The organism is Tritonibacter scottomollicae (assembly GCF_032924845.1).
GTDB classification, from domain to species: domain Bacteria; phylum Pseudomonadota; class Alphaproteobacteria; order Rhodobacterales; family Rhodobacteraceae; genus Epibacterium; species Epibacterium scottomollicae.
This window is the reverse complement of sequence record NZ_CP136704.1, coordinates 1634139-1650093: the sequence shown is the minus strand read 5'-3', so window position 1 is coordinate 1650093 and position 15955 is coordinate 1634139. Positions and strand designations below refer to the sequence as shown.

Annotated in this window: 14 protein-coding genes and 2 tRNA genes; 9 read left to right on the top strand and 7 right to left on the bottom strand. The window is 61.4% G+C overall.

All coding sequences use genetic code 11. The annotated features are described in order from the left end of the window. Positions 1-114 precede the first annotated feature (114 nt). The 5 genes from R1T40_RS08390 to R1T40_RS08370 are packed head-to-tail and all read left to right on the top strand — an operon-like array spanning position 115 to position 2886. Positions 115-363: a hypothetical protein gene (locus R1T40_RS08390; RefSeq protein WP_317386573.1), complete on the top strand. Its 249-nt coding sequence runs from the start codon at positions 115-117 to the stop codon at positions 361-363. After that, entirely contained in the window at positions 363-689 is a 327-nt protein-coding gene (locus R1T40_RS08385) for a DUF4031 domain-containing protein (protein ID WP_317386572.1), read from the top strand. The genes R1T40_RS08390 and R1T40_RS08385 overlap by 1 nt, the downstream gene beginning before the upstream one ends. After that, a complete protein-coding gene (locus R1T40_RS08380) occupies positions 625-1740 on the top strand; it encodes a phage Gp37/Gp68 family protein (protein ID WP_317386571.1) in 1116 nt (371 codons plus the stop codon). The genes R1T40_RS08385 and R1T40_RS08380 overlap by 65 nt, the downstream gene beginning before the upstream one ends. After that, positions 1728-1913 carry a hypothetical protein gene (locus R1T40_RS08375; protein WP_054462459.1) on the top strand — a complete coding sequence of 62 codons (186 nt, stop codon included), beginning with the start codon at positions 1728-1730 and terminating at the stop codon, positions 1911-1913. Before R1T40_RS08380 ends, R1T40_RS08375 begins: the two co-directional genes overlap by 13 nt. Beyond that, positions 1891-2886, top strand: a complete 996-nt coding sequence (locus R1T40_RS08370; RefSeq protein ID WP_317386570.1) for a tyrosine-type recombinase/integrase — start codon at positions 1891-1893, stop codon at positions 2884-2886. The genes R1T40_RS08375 and R1T40_RS08370 overlap by 23 nt, the downstream gene beginning before the upstream one ends. Positions 2887-3002: 116 nt before the next feature. Here the strand turns inward: R1T40_RS08370 and R1T40_RS08365 are convergent. The 4 genes from R1T40_RS08365 to R1T40_RS08350 all read right to left on the bottom strand — a co-directional run bounded on the left by R1T40_RS08365 (position 3003) and on the right by R1T40_RS08350 (position 6960). After that, positions 3003-3076, bottom strand: a tRNA-Cys gene (locus R1T40_RS08365). A 345-nt stretch (positions 3077-3421) separates the two neighbouring features. Further along, a complete protein-coding gene (locus R1T40_RS08360) occupies positions 3422-3967 on the bottom strand; it encodes a YaeQ family protein (RefSeq protein WP_317386569.1) in 546 nt (181 codons plus the stop codon). Positions 3968-4286: 319 nt separating this feature from the next. After that, positions 4287-5999, bottom strand: a complete 1713-nt coding sequence (locus R1T40_RS08355; RefSeq protein ID WP_317386568.1) for a thiamine pyrophosphate-binding protein — start codon at positions 5997-5999, stop codon at positions 4287-4289. Positions 6000-6216: 217 nt separating this feature from the next. Further along, entirely contained in the window at positions 6217-6960 is a 744-nt protein-coding gene (locus tag R1T40_RS08350) for a CbiX/SirB N-terminal domain-containing protein (RefSeq protein WP_317386567.1), read from the bottom strand. A 181-nt stretch (positions 6961-7141) separates the two neighbouring features. Here R1T40_RS08350 and R1T40_RS08345 point away from each other — a divergent pair. From R1T40_RS08345 to R1T40_RS08330, 4 genes are all read left to right on the top strand, one after another. Continuing rightward, a tRNA-Gly gene (locus R1T40_RS08345) sits at positions 7142-7215 on the top strand. Positions 7216-7394: 179 nt separating this feature from the next. Continuing rightward, positions 7395-9197 carry an ABC transporter transmembrane domain-containing protein gene (locus R1T40_RS08340; RefSeq protein WP_106162895.1) on the top strand — a complete coding sequence of 601 codons (1803 nt, stop codon included), beginning with the start codon at positions 7395-7397 and terminating at the stop codon, positions 9195-9197. Between the two features lie 179 nt (positions 9198-9376). After that, complete coding sequence (locus tag R1T40_RS08335; protein ID WP_106162894.1) at positions 9377-11269, top strand: acyl-CoA synthetase; 1893 nt, start codon at positions 9377-9379, stop codon at positions 11267-11269. A gap of 128 nt (positions 11270-11397) precedes the next feature. Beyond that, positions 11398-12324 carry an alpha/beta hydrolase gene (locus R1T40_RS08330; protein ID WP_317386566.1) on the top strand — a complete coding sequence of 309 codons (927 nt, stop codon included), beginning with the start codon at positions 11398-11400 and terminating at the stop codon, positions 12322-12324. Positions 12325-12486: 162 nt separating this feature from the next. On the opposite strand, the gene R1T40_RS08325 is transcribed toward R1T40_RS08330, so the two are convergent. The 3 genes from R1T40_RS08325 to R1T40_RS08315 all read right to left on the bottom strand — a co-directional run bounded on the left by R1T40_RS08325 (position 12487) and on the right by R1T40_RS08315 (position 15949). After that, on the bottom strand, positions 12487-13323 hold the full coding sequence (locus R1T40_RS08325; RefSeq protein ID WP_106162892.1) for an alkaline phosphatase family protein: 837 nt from the start codon (positions 13321-13323) through the stop codon (positions 12487-12489). 176 nt (positions 13324-13499) lie between these two features. After that, on the bottom strand, positions 13500-15137 hold the full coding sequence (locus R1T40_RS08320) for an ABC transporter ATP-binding protein (RefSeq protein ID WP_106162891.1): 1638 nt from the start codon (positions 15135-15137) through the stop codon (positions 13500-13502). After that, positions 15134-15949, bottom strand: a complete 816-nt coding sequence (locus R1T40_RS08315; RefSeq protein ID WP_106162890.1) for an ABC transporter permease — start codon at positions 15947-15949, stop codon at positions 15134-15136. Before R1T40_RS08315 ends, R1T40_RS08320 begins: the two co-directional genes overlap by 4 nt. Positions 15950-15955: the final 6 nt, after the last annotated feature.

Below are 15955 nucleotides of genomic sequence, written 5' to 3'. Positions count from 1 at the left end.
CCGGCCAATATGGCGACACCAACCCCGACCGCCGCACAATCAAGCAAATCAGCGCCCTGATTTGCGCACTCGAAATTGACGCCCACAGAATTCAGATTGGAGAGGGACCGCTTTATGGCTGAACGTGACTATGTTTCCACGCCTGCATCCGACGAACTGAATTTGAAGGACACCATCCTTGGGCTGTCACGTGATTTGCAGGACTTGCGGGCGGGCAAAATCAGCCCCACCGAAGCGCACGCCCGTGCGGCGGTCGCCAAGCAAATCTGGAATGGAGCACGGATTTACCAGCAGGCCATCAAAACCATGATGGGCAATGCCAAGCCGGTGCAGGAAACCGACAAGCCGAAACAGGTGCCCTGATGGCCGTCTATGTCGATGCACCCCGTCACCGTGTCGGTCGGATGGTCATGTGTCACATGCTGGCCGACAGCATGGAAGAACTGCTGGTGATGGCCGACCGGATTGGTGTGGCCCGCAAGTGGTTCCAGCCCGCCAGCCATCCACACTTCGACATCTGCAAAGCGATGCGGGCCAAGGCGGTCGCCGCCGGGGCCATCGAAGTGGACCGCCGCCAGCTGGTCGATGTGATGAAGCGATACCGCAGCAAGTGGTTCGCAGACCTTGACGAACGCGCCGCAGTCGAAGCGGCGAAAGCCGCCTGCGCGAAAGGACAAGCCCATGGTTGAACAGTCGAAAATCGAATGGACAGACCACACGTTCAACCCATGGGAAGGATGCCAGAAAGTCGCCCCAGAATGCGACCACTGCTATGCCGAAAATCGTGACCAGCGGTTCACCGGCGGCATCCATTGGGGTCCAAAGGCCCCACGGCGCAGGACCAGTGCACAGAACTGGAACAAGCCGCGCCGGTGGAACGCGCAGGCCGAAGCCTTCCATGCCACCCATGGGCGGCGACAGCGGGTTTTCTGCGCATCGCTTGCCGATGTCTTCGACAATGCAGTGGACACCAGCTGGCGCGATGATCTTTGGGCGCTCATTCGGGAATGCAACCAGATGGATTGGCTGATGCTGACCAAGCGCCCACAGAACATCGCGAAGATGTTGCCGCCGGATTGGGGTAATGGCTGGCCCCACGTATGGCTTGGCACCAGCGCTGGGACACAGAAAACGGCAGATCAGAACATTCCGCATCTTCTGTCAGTTCCAGCACGCATGCGCTTCCTATCCTGCGAACCGATGCTTGGCGCGATGAAGCTTCCGCGCGTCGATTTCCACTGCGACCTTTGCGGCGGGACAGGTATTTTGGCCAGATTTCCAAAAGGCAAATGCCATCACTGCAACGGCAAGGGATATATTCCCGCAATTAGTACCGATCCCAAATTTGGAACGCCGTCGACTCCAATGCGGTCAATTGATTGGGTCATATGCGGAGGAGAGAGTGGCCCGAACGCTCGCCCGATGCACCCCGATTGGGCACGAGACCTACGCACCCAGTGCACCACAGCAGGTGTCGCATTCTTCTTCAAACAATGGGGGAACTGGACCGCCGAAATCGACCGCGACAAAGATGACCCGGACTGGCGTGCGAACTATTCAAAAGCCAACCGCGACGGATGGGCCATCCTGAACGCTGAAGGCGGCACAGGGTTTCACGGCGACCGCGTGCACCTGATGAAGCGGGTGACAAAGGAAGCCGCCGGGCGATCACTGGACGGGCAGCAGTGGAACGAGGTGCCGCGCGGCCCGCTGGAAGGGGACGCGCCATGCCAGCCATGACCGCCGAAAAGAAAGCCCTGAACTACCTGAAAGCGTTCGAGGCCGAAGGGCGGGTTGTCAAGCGCGTGGTGATCGAGGGAAAACGAATCGAGTTAGAATTAGAAACGGAACCGGAAAATCTTTCGGAGTTTGACAAAGTGGATATGCGATATGACAAAGCGGGAGCTTCCTAAATTCATATACCGACAACGCAATGGGCTATATTTTCAACGGCGCGGCTGGCCTTCGCAAAAGATCAAATCGGACTTCGGAACCCCTGAATTTTGGGCCGAATATGCCACCATCCTGAAGGGTGAAGAACAGCCCAAAGTCCTGCGCCGCAGCTTTTCCGCGCTTATTCGCAGCTACCATAAGTCGCCGCGCTATCGGAATTTGAAGCCGCGCACGGCGATGGATTATGACAAATACACCGCCTTCATTGACGAACGGTTTGGGCCGCTGAACCCAGCCAACCTGCAGCGCAAGGATGTTATCCGCCTGCGCGACCAGAACGCCGAAAAGCCGTATTTCGCGAACTATGCGGTGAAGGTCCTCCGCATCCTGATGGAACACTGCATCGACGTTGGGTGGCGCACCGACAACCCCGCCAAGGGGGTGTCGCTGCTGAAGGTGGACACTGACCCACGCCTGCCGTGGCCGCAAAGCCTGATAGACGACTTCCGCGAAGCCGCGCCCCTTGGCACGCGCGAACGCTTGCTGATGGAATTGTGCCTTGGGTCCGGTCAGCGCATCGGTGACGTGCTGGAAATGCGGTGGGGCGACATCCAGGACGGGGGAATCACGGTCAAACAGAACAAGACCGGGAAACGGCTTTGGGTGCCCATCGTGCCCGCGCTTCAGGAAGCGCTGGACGCGGCACCGCGCCGGTCGCTGTTCATGCTGACGAACCACCGTGCGACCAATCGCTGGTCATATCGCGGCGCTTCGCAGGCCATTCGGAAGATCAGGGAAGACATCGGGGCGCTGGAATTCGACATTCACAGCTGGCGCTACAACGCGGCATGCGAACTGGTCGAAGCGGGATGCAATGACGAACTGGTGGCCGCAGTCACCGGGCAAAGCCCCAAGATGGTCGCACACTACACCCAGCAAATCCGTCAGCGCGTGCGGGCAATCGAAGCCCAAAGCCGCCGGAAAAAGCCATGACACCACGCTCTGTTTTTGGTTCGCAAAACGAACAGAACAAAAACAGAATGTTTAGACATTTGCTTAGACGCGATTTCAAGATAAAGCGAAAAATCCGCTAAGTGCTTGAAATTAAATGGAGGCGAGTACCGGAATCGAACCGGTGTACACGGATTTGCAATCCGCTGCGTCACCACTCCGCCAACTCGCCTAAGCCGCTGTGGTTGCGACTAGTTAGGTGATTCCGAGAGGAAGCGCAAGAGGCCTAGCGCACTGTTTGCCATACATTCCCTCGCAGCAAAGAGGGGTCGTTAAGCGCCCAGCGACGTTGGGCCTGTAGCCATCCCGTGACGGGCGGGACATGTGTCCGCTTCAGTTCCTCGACACCGCGACAGACCACACGCTCACAGCGCGCCGCCGTGCTCAAGAACACGGTGAAGCGACCTTACACGCCTCTCTGCAGGCACGGCGATCATTGCGACGCAGTGCAGACCGGCGCGCTGTCGAGCGTGGCGCGCAGCTTGGGTGGTTTGATCTGTCGGTGAGCGCAGCGAACCTAGGCTGCGCCTTTCCATGTGACGGGGGTCAGATAGACGAGGCTTTCATCGCAGCTGACCATGACTTCACCATCCTGAATATTGACCTGCAGCTTCATCGACCGGCTGGCCAGCTCTGCCAGTGCAGCGGTGTCGGCCTCCGAAAGATTGATGACGTGCAGGTTATCGAAACGGGTGGTGCCGTTCTTGACCTTGTCCCACCACACTTCGGCTGTCCGGCCGCCGTAGGGGTAGACAATCACACTCGACGCCTTGCTGCAGGATTGCCGCATGACCTTCTCGCTGGGCAGCCCAAGCGCCACCCACAGATCGATTTCACCGCTCAGGCTTTTTTGCCAGATGTCGGGCTCGTCATCCGTGGACAACCCTTTGGTCAGTTCCAAATGCTCATGTGCATTCAGAGCAAAGGCGACAAGGCGGATCATCAATCGCTCATCGGTCTCCGAGGGATGCTTGGCCACCGTCAGTTTATGGGTCTCGTAATAGTGGCGATCCATGTCAGAGACCGACAACTCTATTTTGTAGATGGTGGCATTTTGCGCCATGATTTTTCTCAATACGTTCTGAAATCGGGCTGCGTACCCCGGAGTGCGCTGCGTATCCCGTCCGGCCCTCTATGGGAAGCCGATATCACGGTGGTAGTCGACAAAGCATGCGGAACTGTGGCGAGAGGGGCCGGCTGCGTTTAGTGGTGCGGATAAAGAGGGAGCTGCTTGGGGAGACTCAATTTATCCTGCCGAAGGAAATTCTGGTCCTGCGTGGTGTCGCTGCTCAGCCTAGGGGGCGAATACGGCGCACATGACGCGGCACGGCGTGCCACGTCATGCGAGTGTTCAAAGTCAAGCAGGGCATTCAGCCGGATGCTTACCCAGCTGATTTTGCTTCACCTTCTGCACGCACGGCAGACAGAGACTGGTTCGGCGTCAGGGCCTCAGGGTCGACGACGATCTCGATCAGATAGCCGCCCTTTGAACTCCGCGCCCGCTCCAGCGCGGCTGGGAAGCCGTCGGTGGACAAGACCCGCTCTCCGGCAATGCCGAACGCGGCGGCATAGGCGACAAAATCCGGGTTCACCAGCTGCGTTGCCATCACCTTGCCCGGATGGTGGCGCTCCTGATGCATGCGGATTGTGCCATACATGCCGTTGTTGACCACCACATAGATCACGTCGGCGCCGTGCTGGGCGGCGGTCGCCATCTCCTGCGAGGTCATCATGAAACAGCCGTCCCCGGCCATCGCCACCACTGTCCGCTCCGGGTGCTGCAGCTTGGCCGCCACCGCCGCCGGCACCCCGTAGCCCATGGAGCCGCTGGTGGGGGCAAGCTGGGTGCGATAGGCGCGGTGCTGATGGAAGCGATGCAGCCAGACCGTGTAGTTGCCCGCGCCATTGGTGTAGATCGTGTCCTGGGGCAAGGCCTCGCTCATGTGGCGCACCACTTGCCCCATGTTCACATCCCCCGGCACATCGGTCGGCGTCTGGAAGGCCAGGTAGTCGGCCCGCTGCGCCTGTCGCCAATCGGACCAGACATCTGCTCCATCCGGACCGGTGATGGCGTCCGCGGCATCAAAGAACAGCTCGGGATCGGATTGGATCGAAAGGTCTGGCTGGTAGACCTGGCCGAGCTCTTCCGCGCCGGGATGCACGTGCACGAACGTCATCTGCGGATGCGGAATATCGATCAGCTCGTAGCCCTGTGTGGTCATCTCGCCCAGCCGCGGACCCACCGCGATCAGCAGATCAACCTCTTCGCGCAACCGCTTGCGAAGGTTGGGAACCGGGGCAATACCGACCGCTCCGACGAAATTGTCGTGCCCGTTGTCGACGTAGTCCTGACTGCGAAAGGACGTGGTGACGGGAAGGCCCAGTCGCTCCGCAAAGGCCAGCGCCTTGTCAGCACAGCTTTTGCTCCAGGACGGGCCGCCCACCATCAACATCGGTCGCTTTGCTTCAGCGATCATGGCTTGCAGGGACGCGATGTCCTGTGCGTGTGGCGCGGGCCGGGGCCGGGGTGTCGGGCGCAGATCCTGTGCATGGACCTCATCGGTCAACATGTCCTCGGGCAGGGCCAGCACCACGGGGCCGGGTCGCCCCGATTGCGCGATTTTCCACGCGCGGGCCATGTATTCCGGAATGCGCGCCGCATCATCAATCTGGGCCACCCATTTGGCCATTTCGCCAAACATGCGACGATAGTCGATCTCCTGAAACGCCTCGCGGTCCATCATGTCGCGGCCGACCTGACCGATCAGCAGGATCATAGGCGTCGAATCCTGAAACGCGGTGTGCACCCCGTTGGAGGCATTAGTGGCCCCCGGACCGCGCGTCACCGCACAGATGCCGGGGCGCCCGGTCAGCTTGCCATAGGCATCTGCCATGTTGGAAGCACCGGATTCGTGGCGGCAGGTCACGACATTGATCGCGTCCTGATGGGCATGGAGCCCGTCGAGCAACTCCAGGTAGCTTTCTCCGGGGACGCAATAGATCGTGTCCGCTCCCAGGATCTGCAACTGGTCCGCAAGAAGTCTGCCACCGCTGCGAAGGGGGGTGGCGTTGGGCTGTGCTCTGTCGCTGGACATCTGTTGGTCTTCCTCTCCTGATCGCGGCGATCATATCCAAAGCGCGCTCGAGGCAAAGGCCTAGTCCTTGAGAAAACGACAAATTCACGGCTGGTCAGTCAAATTGACGCAAAGCCTTGGTCGCGCCCGTCAAAGCCCGCGGGCGGTCCGGCAGCACAGGCACGATGTTCGAGGATTTTCATCACGGCACAGACCGCGCGGCCGCGCGTCGGCCGGTTCAGGGCAGTTCGGTGTCCGTTTTTGCGGGGGACGCCGACAGCTCCGCCGTCTCAGCCCGGCAAATGGCCTGTGCAATCAATGCAGGCACGCCGGGCAATGCGCCGAGAACCGGCAGAAGGTCGCCTTTGAACTCCGCCTGTGCCAGCGCCTCCGGGATGTCATGCCGGACATGCGCCCCGGATTGCGCAAAAAACGGCAGGCAGAGGGATCGCGGCCCAAGCGGGCGCGCTGCGGCGTCGACAAAGGGCGCCTGTTCCACAAATCCTGTCGTCAGTCTCAATCCGGGGAGGGAAGGGCGCAGGGTTGCCGCGAATGTTTCTGCCGCTTCGGCCGCTTTTGGGCCACGGGCAGAGCCATGGGCCGCAAGCAGTACATCGGTGTCGGTGACGTCCCAGCCGCGGGTTGCGATCGCGTCTTGCAGCGCAGTCACCGTGAGCGCGGGCAATGCAGGATCAAGTCCGAAGGGCGTGGCCATACGATAGCGCCAGCCCGCCAGACGTTTGGGCAGCACCTTGCCGGTGAACCAGCCGCGCGCCATGAAGAACGGATAGATCACCGCACCGTCCTCTGGCATTGCGGCCTCCAGAAACCCTTTGGACGACAGCGTGGCAGAGCGCACCTCCCAGCCCGGCAGGTGATCCTGCACCGCGGCGGCAACTGCGGCGAGATGGATCTCCGGCGGGGGCGGGGCGGAGGGCTGACCATGCGAGGTCAGAATGGCGATGCGCGGATGTGCTGTCATAGGCTCCGTGGGAAAGGCGTTGGCGTCAGAGGTCTGAACCTAGGGCGGGCGGCAGCCGCAGGGAAGGGGCAAGTGCGGGTCTCTTGTCCTGGCGAAACATGTGTCATGCCATCTGTCGCAGAAAATCTCCGCATAAGTGGTTGACGGCAAAAAGTCCTTCACATAGACCACACGATACGAAGCGGGTATGGTGAAATGGTATCATAAGAGCCTTCCAAGCTTAAGGTGCGGGTTCGATTCCCGCTACCCGCTCCAAATTCTCTCCCCACTTGCTAAATCATCGTGGTTTCAAATGGTTGTCGCGCGCTCCTGCGGCGATTGTTCCCACTGTGCGACCCAATGCAGCCTTGACCTGCCTGTGAGGCAAGGCCATGACACGAGGCGGCAATGGCGCAATGCGCGCCAGACTTCAGGCGGCGAGCAAAGGAGCGCTCATGGCACGACGTGCGGTGAAAACCCAAGGCGGCAACGAAGAGCGTGAAGGCTCCCGCAAGATCGGGGTGCTGAAGGCACTCTGGCCGTTCATGCGCCCCTACAAGACCATGATCTTCGCGGCACTGGCGGCCCTGACCCTGACTGCGGGCGTCTCTCTGTCGCTGCCGCTGGCGGTGCGCCGGGTGGTGGACAATTTCCGCATCACCGATGCCGCGCTGCTGAACCAGTATTTCACCGCCGCGATGGTGATGGCGGCATTGCTCGCGGTTGGCACCGGTCTGCGCTACGCGTTGGTCACCAAGCTGGGCGAGCGGGTGGTGGCCGATATCCGCAAGGCGGTGTTTGATCGCATCATCGGCATGAGCCCGGCCTTCTTTGAGCGGATCATGACCGGCGAGGTGCTGAGCCGGATCACCACGGATACCACTCTGATCCAGTCGGTGCTGGGCTCTTCTGCCTCGGTCGCGCTGCGCAACCTGCTGATCTTTCTCGGTGGTCTCGTTCTGATGCTGCTGACCTCGGCGAAACTGACGGCGCTTGTTTTGCTGATCGTGCCTGCGGTGATCGTACCCATTCTGGTGCTTGGACGACGTCTTCGGGTGATCTCGAAGGAGAATCAGGACTGGATTGCGGCCTCCTCCGGCAACGCGGGCGAGGCGCTGAGTGCAGTGCAGACCGTGCAGGCCTTCACCCACGAAGACATGAGCCGTGCGCATTTCTCGGATATGACCGAGACCGCATATGACGTGTCGCGCCGGCGTATCCAGACCCGCGCCTGGCTGACGGTGATCGTGATCTTCCTGGTGTTCTCTGGCGTGGTAGGCGTGCTGTGGATCGGCGCCAACGATGTGCGCTTTGGCGACATGACCGAAGGCGCGCTGGTGCAATTCGTGATCTATGCCGTGATGGTGGCAGGCTCTGTCGCGGCGCTGTCGGAAATCTGGAGCGAGCTGCAACGCGCCGCAGGGGCGACGGAGCGTCTGGTAGAGCTATTGCAGGCCGAGGACAGCGTGACGGACCCCGCAGCCGCACAGGTGCTGGCCGAGCCGGTGCGCGGCGAGCTGACCTTTGACAACGTGTCCTTCACCTATCCGTCGCGTCCCGACACCTCTGCACTGGATCAGGTGCAGCTGACCATTCAGCCCGGCGAAACCGTGGCCTTTGTTGGTCCTTCGGGGGCGGGCAAGACCACGATCATCCAGATGATCCAGCGGTTCTATGATCCGCAGTCCGGCGAGGTGCGCCTGGACGGCGTGCCGCTGACGGCGCTTTCGCGCGGTGAGTTCCGGCGTCATATTGCCATGGTGCCTCAGGATCCGATCATCTTTGCCGCCACCGCGCGCGAGAATATCCGTTTCGGCCGTCCGGACGCCAGCGATGCCGAAGTTGAGGCCGCCGCAGAGGCCGCGGCCGCGCATGACTTCATCATGAAACTGCCCGAGGGCTATGACGCCTATGTGGGTGAGCGTGGCGTGATGTTGTCGGGTGGGCAGAAACAGCGGATCGCGATCGCACGTGCCATCCTGCGCGACGCACCGGTCTTGTTGCTTGACGAGGCGACCTCGGCACTGGACGCCGAGAGCGAAGGTCTGGTGCAGGCCGCCTTTGAGGATCTGAGCCGTGACCGCACCACCATCGTGGTGGCGCATCGCTTGGCGACCGTGAAGAAGGCGGATCGCATTGTGGTGATGGATCAGGGACAGATCGTGGCGGTGGGCACCCACGACAGCCTTGTGGCCGAAGGAGGGCTCTATGCCCGTCTCGCGCGGTTGCAGTTCACCGATGGTCAGGCCGTGGCCTGAGCCCGGATTTGCCTGCGCGCCGTCTCCCTGACAACGCGCGCAGGCATGAAATTGCGCAGCGTCATATCTGAACTTCCTTTACGTGAACCTCGTGTCTTGCTTGCACGGCCAAGGTATTCCAATCATCGTGGCCCTGAGGAACAATCAAGATCCGTGGGACGGGCTAGGGGAGGAAGAACATGGCTTTTGCAACGACCGCGGATGTCGCGGCGATCGAACAGGAATGTGCCTGGGCGGATCGCGACGTCCCCAAGACGCTATATGGTCTGCTGTCGCGCACTGCGGGCAACTTTCCAAACAACCGTGCCGTCAGCTACCAGATCTTTTCCGGTCCGACCGACAAGGCAGAAACGCTGACGTGGTCCGAGTTGAAAGACAAGACCACGCAGGCGGCCAATCTGTTCCGGTCCCTGGGCGTGGGCGAAAAGGACGTGGTCGCCTACGTGCTGCCCAATGCCAACGAGACGCTGATCACCATGCTGGGCGGCGCGGTGGCAGGGATCGTGAACCCGATCAACCCGCTGCTGGAACCAGAGCAGATCGCGTCCATTCTGCGCGAGACCGGCGCCAAGGTTGTGGTGACGCTCAAGGGCTTTCCCAAGACCGACGTGCCGCAGAAAGTGGCCGAGGCGGTGGCCCATGCGCCCAGTGTCAAGACCGTGCTGGAGGTGGATCTCAACCGCTATCTGACGCCGCCGAAATCCTGGATCGTGCCGCTGATCCGGCCCAAGGTGAACAAGGCCCACGCCCATGCGGACTACAAGTGTTTTCGCAAGGAAATGGCCAAGCAACCGACCGAGCTGACCTTCCCTGACAGCGACGGCGACCGGGTGGCCTGCTACTTCCACACCGGCGGCACAACCGGCATGCCGAAAGTCGCACAGCACACCTATCAGGGCATGATCTACAATGGCTGGCTTGGGCACACGCTGCTGTTTACCGAGGAGGACAACATCATGTGTCCTCTGCCGCTGTTCCATGTCTTTGCCTGCCATGTGATCGTCATGGCCGCTGTCGCGTCTGGCGCGCATGTGGTGTTTCCGACGCCGCAGGGATATCGCGGGGATGGGGTTTTCGACAATTTCTGGAAGCTCTGCGAGCGCTGGAAGATCACCTTTATCATCACGGTCCCCACGGCGATCTCTGCCAAGATGCAGCGCCCGGTGGACGCGGATGTCTCTACCATCAAGACCGCGTTCTCCGGCTCGGCCCCGCTGCCGCTGGAATTGTTCCGCCGCTTTGAAAAGGCCACCGGGGTCACGCTGGTTGAGGGCTATGGCCTGACCGAGGCCACCTGCCTCGTCTCCTGCAACCCGGTAGAGGGCGAGAAGAAGGTCGGCTCCATCGGCATTCCATTCCCCTATGCCGACGTGAAAATCATCAAGGGCACGCCCGAGGGGCTGAAGGAATGCGGCACTGACGAAATCGGCGAGATCTGCGTCTATACGCCGGGTGTGTTCCCCGGCCATACCTACACGGAGACCGACAAGAACATCGATCTCTACTATCAGGACAAATACCTGCGGACCGGGGACTTGGGGCGCGTGGATCCGGACGGCTATCTCTGGATCACGGGCCGGGCGAAGGATCTGATTATTCGCGGCGGCCACAACATTGACCCGGCGGAGATCGAAGAAGCCCTGCTTGGCCATGATGCGGTGGCCTTTGCCGGTGCGATCGGCCAGCCGGATGCCCATTCGGGCGAGCTGCCCTGCGCCTTTGTCGAGCTGGTCGATGGGGCCTCCGTCACCGAAGAAGAGCTTCTGGCGCATTGCAAACGCCATATTCACGAACGGGCGGCGATCCCAAAGCATATGACCATTCTGCCGGAGCTGCCCAAAACCGCTGTCGGTAAGGTCTTCAAGCCGGATCTGCGCCGTCACGCGATCATTCGCGTCTATGACGCGGCGCTGGAGAAGGCAGGGTTGGACGCGCGCGTGACCTCTGTCATCGATGACAAGAAGCGCGGGCTGGTGGCTCAGGTCACATTGCACGGCAGTGGCCCCGAGGACGTCGGTAACGTGCTGTCTGCCTTCACCCGGCCCTGGGACGAAGCCAAGCCCGCTGCCTGACATCTGCGATCACGCCGTATCACTGGAAAAGCACGCCACCTTTGGTGTGCTTTTTCCATTTTACCGTTTCCAACCCGGACTTGCGGTCCTAGGCTCGACGTGACTGAGGACGCCGATGGGTGGACACTATGGATTATGAAAAGCAAATTGACGAAGAAACCTGGGCCTTTATCCGGGAGACGGGTCGTCATTACCCCGAAGACACCGTGGATCTGAGCATCGACGAACAACGCGCGGTCTACAACAAGATGGCCGCGGCCTTTCGCAAACCGCGTTCCGAGGTGGTCGAGGTCACCGAGAAGACGGTCGAGACGGTTTCGGTGCGCATCTACGAGGCCGGAGATCCCACCCGTACGGTGATGTACTGTCATGGCGGCGGCTTTGTCGTCGGTGATCTCAACAGCCATGATGATGTGTGCTCCGAAATTTGCGAGCAGACCGGCTACCGTGTGGTGGCCGTGGACTATCGGCTTGCACCTGAAAACGAGCACCCGGCGCAGTTCGACGACGCCTGGACGGTGCTGCAATGGATCGCCACGACATATGACGGGGGCGTGGTTCTTGCAGGTGACAGCGCGGGCGGGACGCTCAGTGCCTCAGTGGCACATCACGCGCGTGGTCGCGTTGATGCGGTCTTGGGCCAGGTGCTGATCTATCCGGGGCTTGGCGGTGAACACACTCTGCCCTCCTACAACGAACATGCTCACGCGCCGATGCTGACGCTGGAGGATGTCAAATTCTATGCAGACGTGCGCAGCGGCGGCACACCGGTCAGCAATGACCCCACCTATGCGCCGTTACAGGACAGCGATTTTGCAGGACTGCCGCCGACGGTGATGTTCTCTGCCGATTGCGATCCGCTGCGCGATGATTGCCGCGCCTATCGCGATGCCATCCACGCGGCGGGCGGGGTCGCGGAATGGATGAATGAGACGGGTCTGGTGCATGGATATCTACGCGCCCGTCACAGCGTGGGCCGTGCGCGCGACAGTTTCGAACGTATCGTGCTGGCGATTGAGGGGCTGGGACAAGAAATCTGGCCCTACGACGAGTGACCTCAGACGAAGAGTGACCTCAGCGAGGGGGGCCAGCTCTTGACCTGATAGCGATGTGGACCGGGGCGAGGACGTGTCGCGCAGGTGACCGCGTGACGTTGAGCGGATCGGGCTTGCCCGTATGAATAGGCCGCCGCGGAGACGCGGCGGCCTATTGTTTCCTCAGCGCAAGAATGCCCCGGCTTTCATGCTGTCTGCAACCGGCGCGCCAAGGCGGTTCAGGATCGTCGGCGCCAGCTGCCGCTGGTCGATCACGTCGTCCTGCGCCGGCCCCTCAGCCTCGCCAAAGTAATAAAGCGCGGTTTCCTGTTGCAGCGGGTGGTGTCCGCCGTGGTGGCCTCGGTCGTCCTGGCCATGGTCGGCCGTCACGATCACCTCATAGCCCATGGCACGCCAGCGCGGAATGAAGGGGGCCAGCATTTCGTCCATCACGAAACAGGCTTTGTCCATCTCGGCGCTTTCGTGAAAGAACCGGTGCCCCATGCTGTCCAGCGTGCAGGTGTGCAGCATGCCGTAGTTGAGATCGAAGCGACCGCAGAGGTTGGTCAGCGTCGCAAAGAGATCCACATCCGAGGGGGTCATCTGATTGTCGTGGCCGTAACCGGTCATGGAGTGAAACCGGCCATGGTTGATGGTGGCGCTTTCGGGTTCGTCATACTCGATGTCGCGCACGTAATCGAAGGGCGAGCGGTTGAAGAACTCTGACCAGAAGCTGTGCGCCACCGCCCCCGTCGTGCCGCCGCCCTTGCGGACCTGCGAGAACACATCGTCCTCCTTCAGGCGGAACACATTGCCGTTGCCGGTGCAGCCATGCACCTGCGGCGAAACGCCTGTGTGGATCGAGGCGTAGCAGCTGGCCGAGATCGACGGCAGCACGGCGCGGTGTTTCCAGACGCGCGCCTCGCCCGACTGCACCCAGCCTTCGAGGTTGCCGAACAGGCGGCGGAAATTGCGGTAGGGCACGCCATCAAGGATGATGAGCAGGAGTTTGCGGTCCATGTGAGAGGTCCTGGGCTGGGGGTGGTCTGTTGGTGCTCAGGACAGCGCCTGAGCTTAGGTTGGGCGTGAAGCGCCCTCACTGGGGGGAGGGCGCTGTCCGGCCTTGCGGCCGAACAGGGCTTTTGTTGTCTTGCGCCCGCATCGAGCGGACGCTGCCGGTTGGCAGGAGGCGGGCATCAGTTGCCCGCGCTCTCCATCTTGCGATTGGCGATGACCTCTTCCAGCCAGCCCAGCTTCATCTCCGGCACGGAGCTGAGCAGGAGGTCGGTGTAGTCATCAAACGGCGGGCTCAGCACCTCCGTCTTGCCGCCGTAGCGCTGCACCTTGCCCTTGTACATCACCGCGATGTTGTCGGAGATCGCCTTCACCGTCGCCAGGTCGTGGGTGATGAACAGATAGGCCACATCCTCGATCTTTTGCAGGTTGAGCAAGAGTTTCAGGATGCCGTCCGCCACCAGCGGATCCAGCGCCGAGGTGACCTCGTCGCAGATGATCACCTTGGGCTTGGCCGCCAACGCGCGGGCAATGCAGACACGCTGCTTCTGACCGCCCGACAGCTCTGCCGGGTAGCGGTCGATGAAACCGTCGCCAAGCTCAATCTCATCCAGCAGCTCCTGGATCCGCTTGCGCTTTTCCGCGCCGCGCAGACCGAAGTAAAACTCCAGCGGCCGACCGATGATGGTGCCCACGGTCTGACGCGGGTTCATCGCCACATCCGCCATCTGGTAGATCATCTGCAATTCGCGCAGATCCTCGCGGGTGCGGTTCTTGAAGTCCGGCGACAGGGTGCGACCGGCAAATTGGATATCGCCTTCGCGTGGGGGCAATAGCCCGGTGATCACCCGCGCCAGCGTCGATTTGCCGGAGCCGGATTCACCGACCACCGCCAGCGTCTGGCCGGGGTAGAGGTCGACGTTGACGTTGTGCAGCACATCGAACTTGGTGCCGGAATAGCGCGCGGTGACATTGCGCGCCGACAGCACCGGCTCCTCGGTGGGGGCCTTTTCCTCGTGATCGATGGAGCGCACCGAGACCAGCGCCTGGGTGTACTCCTCCTGCGGCTCATTGATGATCTGGTTGACGGGGCCGTATTCCACGGTCTCGCCCTGACGCAGCACCATGATGTCATCGGAGACCTGTGCCACCACCGCGAGGTCGTGGGTGATATAGAGCGCCGCCACCCCGGTGTCGCGGATCGCTTCCTTGATCGCCATCAGCACGTCGATCTGGGTGGTCACATCCAGCGCCGTTGTGGGCTCGTCAAAGACCACCAGATCGGGTTCGGGGCAGAGCGCCAGCGCGGTCATGCAGCGCTGCAGCTGACCACCGGAGACCTGGTGCGGATAGCGCTCACCGATGTTGTCCGGATCGGGCAGGCCCAGCTTGTCAAACAGCGCCCGCGCCCGGGCCTCGGCATTCTTGCGAGAGAATTTACCCTGCTCGACCGCAGCTTCGACCACCTGTTCCATGATGGGTTTGGCCGGGTTGAAGGAGGCGGCGGCGGATTGCGATACATAGGTCACCTCGCCACCGCGCAGCTTGCGGATATCGCTGAGTTTGGACTGCAGGATATCGCGGCCGTTGACCCAGACTTCGCCGCCGGTGATCTTCACGCCGCCACGGCCATAGGCCATGGAGGACAGACCGATGGTGGACTTGCCGGCGCCGGATTCCCCGATCAACCCGAGCACCTTGCCCGGCATCAGGTCAAAGCTGACTCCATGCACGATCTCGATATCATGGGGCTTTTCGCCCGGCGGGTAGACCGTGGCGCCGATTTTCAGGTCGCGGACCTTCAGAAGTGGTTCGCTCATCCGCGGCCTCCTTTCAGCGATGTGGTTCGGTTCAGGACCCAATCGGCCACCAGGTTCACCGAGATCGCGAGGGTCGCGATGGCGAAGGCGGGGATCAGGGCGGCGGGAATGCCATAGACGATGCCGTCCTTGTTTTCCTTCACGATACCGCCCCAGTCAGCTTCGGGCGGTTGCACGCCAAGGCCGAGGAACGACAGGGTGGAGACAAACAGCACCATGAAGATGAAGCGCAAGCCCATCTCGGCCACCAGCGGCGAGAGGGCGTTGGGCAGGATCTCGCGAAAGATGATCCAGACCGTGCGCTCACCGCGCAGGCGGGCAGCTTCTACAAAGTCCATCACCTCGATGTCCACGGCGACCGCGCGGGCCAGTCGGAACACGCGGGTGGAGTCCAGAAGACCCATGACGAGGATCAGCATCGGCACGGTGACAGGTGTCACCGACAGCACCACCAGTGCAAAGATCAGCGTCGGGATCGACATGATCAGATCGACGAAACGCGACAGCGTCTGATCCACCCAGCCACCTGCCACCGCGGCAAAGATGCCGAGGATGGAGCCGGTGGTGAAGGAGATGATGGTCGCCACGGTGGCGATGAAGATGGTGGTCCGGCCGCCATAGATCATGCGGCTGAGGAGGTCGCGACCGATGTTGTCGGTGCCCAGCAGATAGTCGGCGCTGGAGGGCTCCCAGACATCGCCGACCACTTCGGCCATACCATAGGGCGCGAGCAGGGGCGCAAAGATCGCGCCGAGGAAATAGAGGGCCGTGAAAAACAGGCCGATGAGGGCGGATACGGGTATATTTTTCATGTCCGT